At 46.7% G+C, this 13,947-nt stretch carries 9 protein-coding genes and 2 tRNA genes; 8 read left to right on the plus strand and 3 right to left on the minus strand.

Translation table 11 applies throughout. The features are described 5' to 3' along the window. Window positions 1-484: 484 nt before the first annotated feature. Together H9625_RS06325 and H9625_RS06330 are read right to left on the minus strand one after the other, a co-directional pair. Window positions 485-558, minus strand: a tRNA-Met gene (locus H9625_RS06325). A 49-nt stretch (window positions 559-607) separates the two neighbouring features. Then, window positions 608-681: transfer RNA gene (locus H9625_RS06330), tRNA-Met, on the minus strand. Window positions 682-994: 313 nt separating this feature from the next. Between H9625_RS06330 and H9625_RS06335 the strand changes: the two genes are divergently transcribed. The 5 genes from H9625_RS06335 to H9625_RS06355 all read left to right on the plus strand — a co-directional run bounded on the left by H9625_RS06335 (window position 995) and on the right by H9625_RS06355 (window position 6,589). Further along, entirely contained in the window at window positions 995-1,375 is a 381-nt protein-coding gene (locus H9625_RS06335; RefSeq protein WP_022039861.1) for an START-like domain-containing protein, read from the plus strand. A gap of 80 nt (window positions 1,376-1,455) precedes the next feature. Next, the gene (locus tag H9625_RS06340) at window positions 1,456-3,357 is read left to right on the plus strand and encodes an LptF/LptG family permease (RefSeq protein WP_191763477.1); all 1,902 of its coding nucleotides are present in this window, start codon (window positions 1,456-1,458) and stop codon (window positions 3,355-3,357) included. Window positions 3,358-3,369: 12 nt separating this feature from the next. After that, entirely contained in the window at window positions 3,370-4,584 is a 1,215-nt protein-coding gene (locus H9625_RS06345) for a bifunctional 3,4-dihydroxy-2-butanone-4-phosphate synthase/GTP cyclohydrolase II (RefSeq protein WP_022039863.1), read from the plus strand. A 32-nt stretch (window positions 4,585-4,616) separates the two neighbouring features. Continuing rightward, window positions 4,617-5,324 carry a Bax inhibitor-1/YccA family protein gene (locus tag H9625_RS06350; RefSeq protein ID WP_022039156.1) on the plus strand — a complete coding sequence of 236 codons (708 nt, stop codon included), beginning with the start codon at window positions 4,617-4,619 and terminating at the stop codon, window positions 5,322-5,324. 71 nt (window positions 5,325-5,395) lie between these two features. Then, complete coding sequence (locus H9625_RS06355) at window positions 5,396-6,589, plus strand: pyridoxal phosphate-dependent aminotransferase (RefSeq protein ID WP_191763479.1); 1,194 nt, start codon at window positions 5,396-5,398, stop codon at window positions 6,587-6,589. A 169-nt stretch (window positions 6,590-6,758) separates the two neighbouring features. Here the strand turns inward: H9625_RS06355 and H9625_RS06360 are convergent, their stop codons facing one another. Then, window positions 6,759-8,975, minus strand: coding sequence for an alpha-galactosidase (locus H9625_RS06360; protein ID WP_191763481.1), 2,217 nt, complete (start codon window positions 8,973-8,975; stop codon window positions 6,759-6,761). Between the two features lie 151 nt (window positions 8,976-9,126). Between H9625_RS06360 and H9625_RS06365 the strand changes: the two genes are divergently transcribed. The 3 genes from H9625_RS06365 (at window position 9,127) to H9625_RS06375 (ending at window position 13,868) form a co-directional block, all read left to right on the plus strand. Next, window positions 9,127-9,924, plus strand: a complete 798-nt coding sequence (locus tag H9625_RS06365) for a M48 family metallopeptidase (protein ID WP_087406087.1) — start codon at window positions 9,127-9,129, stop codon at window positions 9,922-9,924. A 118-nt stretch (window positions 9,925-10,042) separates the two neighbouring features. Further along, a complete protein-coding gene (locus tag H9625_RS06370) occupies window positions 10,043-12,844 on the plus strand; it encodes a glycoside hydrolase family 2 TIM barrel-domain containing protein (RefSeq protein WP_191763483.1) in 2,802 nt (933 codons plus the stop codon). A 136-nt stretch (window positions 12,845-12,980) separates the two neighbouring features. Continuing rightward, a complete protein-coding gene (locus H9625_RS06375) occupies window positions 12,981-13,868 on the plus strand; it encodes an AraC family transcriptional regulator (RefSeq protein WP_191763485.1) in 888 nt (295 codons plus the stop codon). Window positions 13,869-13,947: the final 79 nt, after the last annotated feature.

The raw sequence follows: 13,947 nt of genomic DNA on the forward strand, positions 1-13,947 counted from the left end.
CTTTTTTACACATATAAACGCAAAATGCTGCCATACAACATATTACAGGACGAATATTCTTAAAACTGATGAAAAATAACTGAAACGGATACTCATTAATATAATTATACGCGCGCGAGGGGCACACAGGACAAAAAAACATCCACACACATCCAGACGGACATAAGTGGTAAGGCAGGACCACTTATGTGAAACGGCAAGGGTACTTATGTGAAACGGGCCACCCACTTATGTTCATCAAAAGGCATGCTTGAATGAGTGACAAGAATAATGTTTCTCATTTCATTTTTGATTGACTTTAAATGCCAATGAAAAGTAATATATACTGCATCCGCAGTTTCAGTGCATTGAAACTGCCAGAACAGATAACTGCATCGGCAAACGCAGTATATATTACTCTCAGATACTATTTCTTTTTGGCATCAAATACAGACAAACAGACATAAAAAAAAAGGCTACCCCGAACGAGTCAGCCTCTTTTCTGTAGCGGGACCCGGGATTGAACCGGGGACCTCATGATTATGAATCATGCGCTCTAACCAGCTGAGCTATCCCGCCATACAACCGCCAGGCGTGGAAGCCACCCAACGGTCAAATCATTACTTAGTAGCGGGACCCGGGATTGAACCGGGGACCTCATGATTATGAATCATGCGCTCTAACCAGCTGAGCTATCCCGCCATCTTTTCGATTGCGGGTGCAAAGGTAAAACATCTTTTCGACATACGCAACATTTTCGCCCATTTTTCTTTTGTTTTCCTCCACATCTTTTTCACTTCTTTTTTACCTCCAAAAGCTAAATCCACGTACAATGCATTCATATCCAGCCATATGCGAAATCCATATTATCACGTATATCATCAAAACGGAAAATACGCAAAAGAGAAAAGCGAAAAATAATAGACGATTCATTATGTAGTGTACAAAAAATTAGTTTAATTTGCGCCCGTTATTTTAATTCATAACTTTAACAAAGAAAAGCCTGAAACTATCTATGAAAAAGAAAATAAAGATAGAATATACGTTAGCTCCTGCATCAAGCACTATTTTATGGAACGCCATCAGCACTCCATCCGGATTAAGCCGTTGGTTTGCCGATAACGTAACCAGACTTAACAAGACATTTATGTTCAAATGGGGAAAGACCGAAACCAGAGAAGCCGAAATAACCAATTTCCGGACCGAATCATTCATCCGTTTTCACTGGAAAGACGATGAGCCACGCACCTATTTCGAACTAAAAATTTATTACAATGAACTAACCACAGACCTTTCACTAGAAGTGACAGACTTTGCCGAACCCGGTGAAGAAGATGACGTTATCAACCTATGGGACTCTCAAATTGAAGTGCTAAAACGGACGTGCGGTATATAATTTTCTAAAAATATACAAAACATCATGCTCCGCGTTGTTTTTTATGCTACTTTTGCAAGCTGACAACCATATATTAAGGAATGCTACGCATAAAAAAACTAGATATATTCGTATTGAAGAGCTTTTTACTGCTCTTTTCTGGGACGTTTTTCATCTGTCTGTTTATCTTCATGATGCAATTTCTATGGAGGTACGTAGACGAGTTAGTAGGAAAAGGATTAGAGATTAATGTTCTTGCCCAATTTTTCTTTTATTCAGGTCTGACATTGATTCCCCTGTCGCTTCCTCTGGCCATCCTACTGGCTGCACTCATGACATTCGGAAACTTTGGTGAGCGGTACGAACTGTTATCCATGAAGGCAGCAGGCATCCCCCTACTCCGTATCATGCGGCCAGTCGTACTGTTCTGCATGTTTCTGGGAGGCATGTCATTCTTTTTCCAGAACGAAATCGGTCCGCGTGCCCAAAAGCAACTATGGACACTCTTGGTTTCCATGAAGCAAAAATCTCCTGAAGTAGACATACCGGAAGGAGTATTTTATAGTGATATCGACGGTTATAACATTTATGTCAAGCACAAAGACCGGGAGACAGGTATGCTGAAAGACGTGTTAATATACAACTTTTCCGATGGATTCGAAAATGCACATATCATTTGGGCGGAAGAAGGGAAGTTGGAACTGACCGCCGACAAGCAGCACCTTTTCCTTCATTTGTATAATGGTGAACAATTTGAGAACCTGAAATCCCAATCTGTCATTTCACGTAACGTCCCCTACCGCCGCGAATCATTCAAGGAAAAGCATACACTTATCCAATTCGATTCCGATTTCAATATGGTAGACGGAAGTTTCCTCGACCAACGCTCGGATATCAAGAATATGCGGGAAATCTCCCAGGCTATTGATTCGTTGGAATTACACGCCGACAGTGTAGGACGCGCTTACTTCAACGATGTCATTAACTCTACTTACAAGACACCGGTACTGACCAAAGCCGATTCTACCAAATTGGAGAAACTGAACGTGGCATACCTGAATACTGACAGCATCTTCAATTCCATGACTTCGCAAGAAAAGTCTCAAACATTGAGCAAGACGGAAAACAGGATTTCCTCGTTGGCATCCGACTGGGAGATGAAAAGTTTTATGAGCAAAAGTACGGACGGAAATATCCGTTCGCACCGTTCCGACTGGCACAAGAAAATCACTCTTTCGTTGGCTTGTATCATCTTTTTCTTTATCGGAGCGCCGCTGGGAGCCATTATCCGCAAGGGCGGACTGGGTATGCCGGTCGTGATATCCGTGCTGATTTTTGTGGTGTATTACATTATCGACTCGGGCGCGACCCGTATCGGGAAAAGCGGCGAGATGAATGTGGCGCTGGGTACCTGGATGAGTACACTCGTGCTGGCACCCGTAGGAGCGTTCTTCACTTATAAGTCAAACAAAGATTCGGTGGTGTTCAATATTGACACGTATGCGGCGTTTTTCCGCAAGGTGTTTGGCATCCGCTTGTCGAGACACCTGTTTAAGAAAGAAGTGATTATCCATACACCCGAATACCGGAAAGATGTCGAGGCGCTGGAACACATCAGCGCATTGTGTGAAGACTATATGCGTATGCATCGGTTGAAAGGATTGCCTAATTATATCAAGCTATTCATGAACAACAAGCCGGACGATGCCATCGCTGATATCAGCAGGCAAATGGAAGCGGTGATAGAGGAACTCTCGAATTCGAAAGATCCAATCTTGCTGAACGCGATGAACAATTATCCTTTCCTGGCGGTTAAGGCTCATAAGAGTCCGTTCGGGAACCGCTGGCTTAACTTGGCGTTAGGTATCGTGGTACCTGCAGGATTGTTGGTGTACCTTCATATCTGGCGGTTCAGGCTACGGCTGGAGAAAGATTTAAAAAACATTATCCGGACCAACGGACAGGTTATACAACAAATAAAAGACCAACATTATTATTCATAACAATAACGCATTATGGACAAGATAAAGCTAAATACCGTAGAAGAAGCCATTGAGGACTTCCGTAAAGGAGAATTTGTAATCGTAGTAGATGATGAAGACCGCGAAAATGAAGGCGACCTTATCATTGCAGCCGAGCTGATTACCCCTGAAAAAGTGAACTTTATGCTGAAACATGCCCGCGGGGTGCTTTGTGCGCCGATTACGATGTCCCGATGCAAGGAGCTCGACCTTCCGTGCCAGGTAATCAATAACACATCGGTTTTAGGGACTCCGTTTACGGTGACTATCGATAAGCTGGAGGGATGTACTACAGGAGTTTCGGCTGCCGACCGTGCCGCTACCATCCGTGCGCTTGCCGACCCGGCATCGGTTCCTGAAACTTTTGGCCGTCCCGGACATATAAACCCGCTTTATGCGCAAGACAAAGGGGTGCTCCGCCGTGCGGGACATACCGAAGCGAGTATCGACCTCGCCAAGCTGGCAGGGCTTTATCCCGCGGCTGCTTTGATGGAAGTGATGAACGAGGACGGTACGATGGCACGCCTTCCCGAACTGCGCCAGATGGCGGACCAATATGGGTTTAAGCTGATATCGATTGCCGACTTGATAGCCTATCGTTTGAAGCAAGAGTCGCTGGTAGAGCGGGGTGTGGAGGTAGACATGCCTACCGGATACGGACATTTCCGCCTGATACCTTTCCGCCAGAAAAGCAACGGCCTGGAACACGTGGCGTTGATAAAGGGACACTTCGAGCCTGATGAACCCGTATTGGTGCGTGTACATTCGTCGTGTGCTACGGGCGACATTTTCGGTTCTTTGCGTTGCGATTGCGGAGAACAGCTTCATAAAGCCATGCAAATGATAGAAAGAGAAGGCAAAGGTGCCGTTATCTACCTTATTCAGGAAGGACGTGGCATCGGATTGATGGAAAAAATGAAAGCCTACAAGCTCCAGGAAGAAGGCATGGACACCGTAGACGCCAACATCTGCCTCGGACACCAAGCCGATGAACGCGACTATGGAGTAGGCGCACAAATCCTGCGTGAGGTAGGCATTCACAAGATGCGTCTGCTTACCAATAATCCTGTAAAACGGGTGGGACTGGAAGCCTACGGATTGGAAATCGTGGAGAATGTGCCCATCGAGGTCACACCTAACGTTTACAACGAACGTTACCTGCATACGAAGAAAGACCGCATGGGACATACGTTGCATTTTAAGAATTAGAATTGAAAATCAAAAATTAAAAATTGATGATTATGGAAACAAATGATTTGGCAAAAGTGTACGCGTCTAAAGCAAAGGCCGTACAAGCTACACTGATGCGCAATGTCTACACATGGATGACATTGGCGCTGGTCATTACCGGATTGGTATCTTTATACGTGGCAAAATCATACACGTTACTCTCGATGATTATTGAAAACCGGATGCTCTTCTGGGGGCTTCTGATAGCTGAAATAGGATTGGTCATCTACCTTTCCGCACGCATCCACCGGATTGCTTTCAGCACCGCTACCCTGCTTTTTATCGCCTACTCCATTCTGAACGGAGTCACACTCGCCTTTATCTTTATGATATACACCATGAGTTCCATTGCCACCACATTCTTTGTTACGGCAGGTACCTTTGGCGTAATGGCACTCTATGGCTATGTAACCAAGAAAGACTTGAGCCGTATCGGAAATATCTGCATCATGGCACTGATCGGACTTATCATTGCTTCACTGGTCAACTTGTTCCTGCATAACTCAATGATGGATTTAATCATTTCGGGTATCGGTGTGTTGATTTTCACGGGGCTTACGGCTTATGATTCACAAAAAATCAAGCAGCTATTAACAGGAGAAGACATAGCGATAAATGATACCACCCAAAAGATTGCCCTGATGGGTGCCATGACACTCTATCTCGACTTTATCAATCTTTTCTTGTATTTACTTCGGTTCTTAGGCGACAGAAAGTAAGAAATGTTTTTATATGTCATAAAAAATGCTTTATTTTGCACCGATTTTGAACTAAAATTAAAAAGAAGAATATGAATCAACTTTCAGAACGTTTAAACAGTTTGTCACCCTCGGCCACGCTTGCCATGTCGCAAAAAAGCAGTGAGCTTAAGGCTCAGGGCGTAGATGTAATCAACATGAGTGTCGGCGAACCCGACTTCAACACTCCCGACCATATCAAGGAAGCCGCTAAAAAAGCGATTGACGAAAACTATTCGCGCTATTCTCCTGTAGCCGGTTATCCCGCATTGCGAAACGCCATTGTAGAAAAACTGAAAAAAGAAAACGGACTGGAATATACAGCAGCCCAAATCAGTTGTGCCAACGGTGCCAAGCAGTCGGTATGCAACACGATTATGGCTTTGGTAAACAAAGGAGATGAAGTCATTGTCCCTGCTCCTTATTGGGTAAGCTATCCCGAAATGGTGAAGCTGGCGGAAGGTACTCCCGTCATTGTGCGTGCGGGTATCGAGCAAGACTTCAAGATTACTCCCGAACAACTGGAAGCGGCTATCACTCCTAAGACGCGCGCCCTGATTCTTTGCTCGCCTTCGAACCCTACCGGCTCGGTATACAGCAAGAAAGAACTGGCGGGACTGGCTTCGGTATTGGCTAAGCACGAGCGTGTCATTACCATCGCCGATGAAATCTATGAGCACATCAACTACATCGGCAAACACGAAAGCATCGCCCAGTTCAGCGAAATCAAAGACCGTGTGGTTATTGTCAACGGCGTATCGAAAGCGTATGCCATGACGGGCTGGCGTATCGGATTTATCGCCGCTCCCGAATGGATTGTGAAAGGTGTCAACAAGCTTCAGGGACAATATACTTCTGGTCCGTGCTCGGTATCACAGAAAGCAGCCGAAGCCGCTTACACTGGCACACAGGCTCCGGTAGAAGAAATGCGCCAGGCATTCCAACGCCGTCGTGACTTGATTGTCAAACTGGCGAAAGAAATTCCGGGATTTGAAGTAAACGTGCCCGAAGGTGCTTTCTACCTCTTCCCGAAATGCGACTTCTTCTTTGGCAAGAAAGACGGCGACCGTGTCATCAACAACGCCGATGACCTTGCCATGTACCTGCTCGAAGTAGGCCACGTAGCCTGCGTGGGCGGAACATCCTTCGGTGCCCCTGAATGTATCCGCATGAGTTACGCCACTTCCGATGAAAACATCATCGAAGCCATGCGCCGCATCAAGGAAACACTGGCAAAACTGAAATAAAAAGTTTTCCAAGAAACTGTTTTGAATTACTACAAAAAGTTTTTCTTAGCTTAATGTGTTCGTCTTGTGCGTACTTTGGGCGATAAATTCAAAACGATTTCTAACTAAATAAAGAACCGGGAATAAAGAATAACGATTTGTTTATTCTTCATTCCCGGTTCTTTATTTTTTACTGTTCTGCTACCAAATACAGCACCCGGCTGGCATAATCATTCAGCTTGTGATAGTCTACCTTATGGGTATAAGGGATTTCCAGGCCGTTCTCCATTAAGAATTTACCAGAATACAATTTCCCCTCGAACGGCAACGGTTCGTTATCGATACGGTTCAACTCTTTGACCCGATACATCTTCGCCGGGTCAAGCCCTGCCATGCGCACACGAGGCAAATGCTGGTTATAAAACGTTTCCATTTTCCACCAATAGAATACCGCCTTGTCTTTCTCGGGCGAGGTGTACATCAGAGACGCTACACCCAAACGGTCGTAGGGAGAAACCAGACGGTAGATATCCCCGAACTGCACTACGGGACGAATCATCTTGTAATCGGCTATTGCCTTCCGGCAAATCTCCTTCTCCTCCTCGGTCATGTTCTTTGGCTGGATTTCCATGCCCAGACGCCCGCTCATCGCCACATCGATGCGGTATTTGATAGGAACGGTACGGAAGACCTGATGATTGGGAGCCGAACTGATGTGGGACGCCATGGCAATCGCCGGAAAGAAATACGAGGTGCCCCATTGCATGTAAATGCGCTGGAGGGCATCGGTATTGTCGCTCACCCAAAACTCGTCGAACCAAGGCAAGTACCCCCAGTTGGCACGTCCTCCGCCGCTGGCACAAGCCTGGATAGTAAGGTCAGGGTATTTGGCACGGATACGGTTGCATACACTCTCGAAGCCACGATGATACTCGATGTACATGTGGCTTTGGTTGTCAGCGGTCAGGTAATTCGAACCGTGGTTCATAATCGCCATATTGGCGTCCCACTTGATATACTCGATTTCGGGATACTTGCTCATCAGGTCATCCACCACGCCGAACACGAAATCCTGCACTTCGGGATTGCCGAGGTCAAGCACCACCTGCGTTCCGCCACGTCCCAATACCGGGTCGCGCTGGGGAGCTTTCACTATCCATTCGGGATGCTTCTCGTAGAGTTCGCTCGTAGTATTCGACATTTCCGGTTCTATCCAGATACCGAATCCCACATGATGTTTCTTCGCATCACGGAGCAATCCCTCAATGCCTTCAGGAAGCTTACGGGTATCTACCACCCAGTCGCCCAACGAAGAATTATCGGTATTGCGCTGGTACTTGCCTCCGAACCATCCGTCATCCATCACAAACAATTCGCCGCCCATTGATTCGATGTCCGCCATCATCTGTTCCATGCCTTGCTGGTTGATGTCGAAGTAAACGCCTTCCCAGCTATTGAGCAGGATTTTGCGAGGCTTGTCTCCATGCGCCAGCTTATAAGTGCGTCCCCAGCGGTGGAAGTTCCGACTGGCTCCGCTCAACCCTTCGTCCGAATAAGTAAGGGCAAGCACTGGAGTCTTGAACGTCTCGCCTTTCTGCAAATGATACATGGAATTATCTTCATTGATACCGGCAAAGAACTGGTGGTATTCGCTATCATCGGTGTCAATACGGAGCTTGTAATTTCCTGTATAGCAAAGTGCCGCACCAATGGTCCGCCCTACGTTTTCCTGTGGACGTCCGTCGAGCGAGAACATCACTTCGGCATGTGCCGTATGCGAATTGCGCACCCCGTCCTTGTTCTTTATCACTTTCATGCCCGGCTCCAACGGTTCCTGAACCAAACGCCCTTCGTTCGCCCACGAACCATACAGGCTGGAGAGCCATACATTGCCCCTGCGGATGGGCAGGTAAGCCGAAGCGAACTGGTTGAGCACTACGGGTTTCTTTTCTTCGTTCGTTATTTCGGTCCAGGTCTCAATGATGTCCACATCCTGATAAGCCCGGTAACATACGTTGATATAAAATGGATACACTTTATCTTTCAAGCGGACAGAAACTTCCGTTGTCTTATCCCCATCGGTCGTAGCCACGCTTTCCACCACCAGCTGGGTTGACATGTTCCCGTCGGCATGGCATACCGAGAGTGCCGTTTCTGCCGGAGTATTCATTCCATACACCGGATAAGCGGCATGATTGCACGTACGCACCGCATCAATCTGTTTCAGATCCGTATCGCCCAGCTTCGTACCATAATATACATATTTCAATTCTCCCCCTTGCGGTGCGTCAATCACCAGCGAGGTTTCGGGAGTAGAGAGTCGCACAAGTTGCTCTTGCGCCCATACACCGGAAGCGAAAAGCGAAGCTCCGGCAACTAATAAGACTTTAGCTTTCATGTTTTTCATGATGAGTTGTTTTAAATGATATCAATGCAAAAGTAGGCATATTCCACCAATGCGAATGATACTGTTTTATCTTTTTCATTACAGATAGTGCGGATTATTACAGAAAATGCTATATATTTGCTGAAAGAAACCTTAAAACGAATTACGGATGATGAAACAACTGCATTTCACCTTGCTCTTGCTTGCCGCTCTCCTGCTGGCAGGCTGCTCTACCGTCCCACTGACCGGACGGAAGCAAATGCTTTTGGTATCGGATAGCGAAGTGCTGTCCTCCAGTCTTACCCAATACAACGACTATATCAAGTCGGCTAAGAAATCAGCCAATGCCGCACAAACCGCCATGGTGGTACGGGTAGGGAAAAAGATAGCCTCCGCCACCGAAGCCTACCTGCGCGCGAACGGCATGGCATCGGAAATCCAGAACTTCGCGTGGGAATTCAATCTCATACAAGACCCGCAAGTGAACGCCTTCTGCATGCCGGGCGGCAAGATTGTAGTTTATGAAGGACTGATGAAGCTGGTCTCGTCCGATGACGAACTGGCGGTAGTGGTAGGACATGAAGTGGCACATGCCGTAGCAAAGCATAGCAATGAACGCCTGAGCCAACAAGTAATGGCGCAATATGGTGCGAATATCCTCAATTCGCTGGTAAGCGACAAGAGTTCTGCGGTGCAAAAGGTTGCAGGCACGGTTTACGGCATCGGCGCACAATACGGCATGATGCTTCCCTTCTCGCGCAAACACGAATCGGAAGCAGACTATATGGGGCTGGTATTCATGACCATGGCTGGATACAATCCCGATGTAGCCGTCGGATTCTGGCAAAAGATGTCGGCAGGAAGCGGAGGGTCTGTACCCGAGTTTATGAGCACACACCCCAGCGATGCCACCCGTATCGCCGATATCCGGAAAGAACTGCCGGGCATCAAGGCGAAATATGGCAAATGATGAACATTTACTATTTGACAATTTACGATTTACGATTTACGATTTATCCCCTAATCCTATTTTGTACATTGCGAATAGAAATGAAATAAATTGTAAATCGTAAATTGCTAAATTGTAAATGAAACAACTCTTTCTTTCACTCGCAACCATGCTTTGCGCTTTGTGCGCACAAGCACAAGAGAGAGCCTTCCTTCCCCTGTCGGGCACCTGGGAAAGTTCGTTAGGCACTTGCCGGCTTCCGGGCACCACCGATGAAAACAAATTAGGCAATCCGGCACAGGCACCTTACGTTACCACCCAACTGACCCGGCTCCATTCGTATAGCGGACAAGTCACCTACGAGCGCGACTTTACCTTGCCCGAAGGATTTGCCGGAAAAAAACTCCGCCTGATTATGGAACGCACCAAGCCCAGCACGCTTTGGATAGACGGAGACAGCATCGGAAGCTTCTCACACCTCTATGCCCCTCATTGTTATGAACTTCCTTCCCTGAAACCAGGCAAGCACCATATTGTCCTGCGTATAGACAATTCTGAAACATCAGTACCGAAAGAAATACAAAGTTCACATGCTTGGACCGATGCCACACAAACCAACTGGAACGGTATCTTAGGCAAATTCGGGATAGAAGCCTACGATACACCTTATATAAATAAGGTACAAGTCTACCCATCTGTATCTGAAAAATGCGCCCGCATAACATTGGAGGTATGGTCCGACTATCCCTGTTCAGCAATTGTCAGTATCCAAGGAAAAGCATGGAATACCCCTACTACACACGTGCTTCCCACCTTCGAGAAAAACATAACCTTGCAACAGGGTGCCAATTCGTTTACCTTTACACTTGGCATGGGAGAGTCTCCGCTGCTATGGAGCGAATTTCATCCTGCCTTGTATGGACTGGACATTGCACTTAACAACGGGCACTCACACGACCAGCAACACATAGATTTCGGAATGCGTGAATTCGGTACAGAAAACACGCAATTTGTTTTAAACGACAAGAAAATATTGCTTCGCGGCAAACATGATGCCTGCGTCTTTCCTCTTACCGGATATGCACCAATGGATGTGGAAACATGGCGCAACATATTTCGCATAGCCAAACGATATGGCATCAATCACTACCGGTGCCATTCGTACACTCCTCCCGAAGCAGCCTTGAAAGCAGCCGATATAGAAGGTATCTATTTCCAAGTGGAACTTCCACTTTGGGGAGCCATACAGCGTAACAATATATCGTTGAACACATTCCTGAAACGAGAAGGCAACATGATATTGGACTGGCTGGGCAATCATCCTTCGTTCATGATGCTGGGACTAGGCAATGAGCTGCACGGAGACATTGACGTAATGCGCGAGTGGCTTGACGAGTTCCGCTGGAAAGACCTACGGCACTTGTATTGTTTCGGTTCGAACAACAATCTGGGTTGGCAAGGTCCGCAAGATGGAGAAGACTTTTTCGTAACGTGCCGGGTAGGCGGAGGCGAAGGATATTCGACTCATGTACGCTCTTCCTTCGCATACGTGGATGCAGAAAAGGGAGGCATCCTGAACAACACCCGTCCCAATACAACCGCCAATTATGCACAAGCCATTGCCCGGTGTCCCCGTCCCGTAGTGGGACACGAGACCTGCCAGTTCCAGATTTATCCCGACTTCCAGCAAATTGCGAAATACAAAGGCGTGCTGTATCCATACAATCTGGAAATATTCCGTAACCGGCTGAAAGAAAATCACCTATACGACCAAGCCGAAGCTTTCCATCGTGCTACGGGACATTTCTCTGTGGCATGTTACAAAGCCGATATCGAATATGCCCTGCGCACACCCGGCTTCGGAGGTTTCCAAATGCTCGACCTGCAGGATTACCCCGGACAAGGCTCGGCACTGGTAGGCATACTTGACGCCTTTATGGAAAGCAAAGGCATTATAGACCCCGAAACCTTCTACGGATTCTGTGCACCGGTCGTACCGCTTGCCCGGCTCACCGATTTCTGCTGGCTGAACACCCAACCTTTACACATTGGTATCTCCCTTTCCAACTACGAAGAAAATGATTGGTCGACTCCCATTCATTGGCAACTGGTTTCTGATGACGGAGAATGGGAAAAACAAGGAACGATTACCTGTTCCGTTCCCCAAGGCGAACTAAAAGAAGCCGGTGACATCAATTTATCACTAAACGGACTGAAAAAGCCTCAGCGCCTCACCTTAAACCTTCGGACAGGTACTTACCACAATTATTACCATCTTTGGGTTTACCCCGATGAGCAGGAAAGTACAGAAGGAATTTACATCGATTCCCTACTTAACAAGCAGGTGAAAGCCAAGCTGGCAAAGGGAGAAACCGTACTCTTGCTTCCCCGCCACAAGGACATCGGGAAACAAAGCGTAGGAGGCATGTTCACACCCGATTATTGGAACTATGCCATGTTCAAGACCATATCGGAAAATGCAGGCAAAGAGGTTTCGCCGGGTACGATGTCGATATTGACAAATCCCGCACATCCCTTATTCCGCCACTTCCCTACCGAAGAACATAGTGACTGGCAATGGTGGAGCATCACCCGGAATTCGCGTCCGATGATACTGAACCACACAGACAAGGCATACCGCCCCGTAGTGCAAGTCATTGATAACATCGAACGGAACCACAAACTGGGTATCGTCTTCGAGTTCCGCATCGGAAAAGGAAAGCTTCTGGTATGCACCACCGACCTCAATGCCATTAAAGACACACCCGAAGGGAACCAGTTCCGCACTGCCCTGCTCCGCTATGCAAAATCGGCACAATTCCAGCCCGACACCGTATTGACATGGGAAGAACTGGTCCGACTTTTCACCGAGGACATCATCCAACGAGATATACAGGGAGTAAAGAATCAATCGGACTATAGTTCGAATGTGCTAATGTGACAATGTGCTAATGTGAGAATGTGCCAATGTGAGAATGTGCTAATGCGACAATGTGCTAATGTGACAATGTGCCAATGTGAGAATGTGCTAATGTGAGAATGCATTGGCTCATTAGCAAATTAATAAATTTAAGACCATGATAGTAAAAGACAAAAACGTTATCCGCGAAATTACTCCTCTTTCGGAAAAAGACTGCTTCTACATTGCCGACCGAAGGAAAAGCGAATTCACTTATCCGATGCATTGCCACAAGGAATTCGAACTGAACTTCGTAATCAATGCCCCTGGAGTACAACGCATCGTAGGCGACTCTGCAGAAATCATCGGCGAATACGACCTGGTACTCATCACCAGTCCAGATTTGGAGCATGTATGGGAACAACATGATTGCAAAAGCAAGGACGTTCGGGAAATCACCATCCAGTTCTCACCCCAATTCATGAAAACTTTACTCAGCACCAATCAATTCGACCGCGTCATGAAAATGTTCGACAAGGCACAAAACGGACTGAGTTTCCCCATGCAAGCCATTATGAAAGTCTATGCCCTGATAGACGAACTGCCCGACACGAAAGGTTTCTATGCCGTGACTCGCTTCCTTACCCTTTTATATGAACTTTCCATGTTCACCGAAGAAGCACGCGTGCTATCCAGTTCTTCGTTCGCGAAAATCCAACAACACTCAGACAGTCGCCGAGTGCAGAAAGTACAAGACTATATCAACCAGCATTACAAAGAAGAAATCCGGCTGAACCAACTGGCAGATATGGTCGGAATGACCGAAGTATCGTTCAGCCGCTTCTTTAAACTCCGCACGGGCAAAAATCTGTCCGATTACATCATTGACATCCGTCTGGGACATGCCACACGCATGCTGGTAGACTCCACCATGAGCATCGCAGAAATCTGTTACGAATCAGGATTCAACAACCTTTCCAATTTCAACCGCATCTTCAAAAAGAAAAAACTGGCATCGCCAAAAGATTTCCGAGACAGTTATAAGAAAAAACGGATCCTGATTTAGCAAAACCTATATTCATTTTAGACAACATCAGATAAAATAGTATCAATTCATATTTCAATCCCAGCTTTAATTTGCAAAA

This window comes from Phocaeicola intestinalis, assembly GCF_014837065.1.
GTDB classification, from domain to species: domain Bacteria; phylum Bacteroidota; class Bacteroidia; order Bacteroidales; family Bacteroidaceae; genus Phocaeicola; species Phocaeicola intestinalis.

Coding starts and splice junctions, on each gene's coding strand:
- H9625_RS06340 (WP_191763477.1), top strand. CDS start 1,456: ATGCTACGCATAAAAAAACTAGATATATTCGTATTGAAGAGCTTTTTA.
- H9625_RS06350 (WP_022039156.1), top strand. CDS start 4,617: ATGGAAACAAATGATTTGGCAAAAGTGTACGCGTCTAAAGCAAAGGCC.
- H9625_RS06365 (WP_087406087.1), top strand. CDS start 9,127: ATGAAACAACTGCATTTCACCTTGCTCTTGCTTGCCGCTCTCCTGCTG.
- H9625_RS06360 (WP_191763481.1), bottom strand. CDS start 8,975: ATGAAAAACATGAAAGCTAAAGTCTTATTAGTTGCCGGAGCTTCGCTT.
- H9625_RS06355 (WP_191763479.1), top strand. CDS start 5,396: ATGAATCAACTTTCAGAACGTTTAAACAGTTTGTCACCCTCGGCCACG.
- H9625_RS06375 (WP_191763485.1), top strand. CDS start 12,981: ATGATAGTAAAAGACAAAAACGTTATCCGCGAAATTACTCCTCTTTCG.
- H9625_RS06335 (WP_022039861.1), top strand. CDS start 995: ATGAAAAAGAAAATAAAGATAGAATATACGTTAGCTCCTGCATCAAGC.
- H9625_RS06370 (WP_191763483.1), top strand. CDS start 10,043: ATGAAACAACTCTTTCTTTCACTCGCAACCATGCTTTGCGCTTTGTGC.
- H9625_RS06345 (WP_022039863.1), top strand. CDS start 3,370: ATGGACAAGATAAAGCTAAATACCGTAGAAGAAGCCATTGAGGACTTC.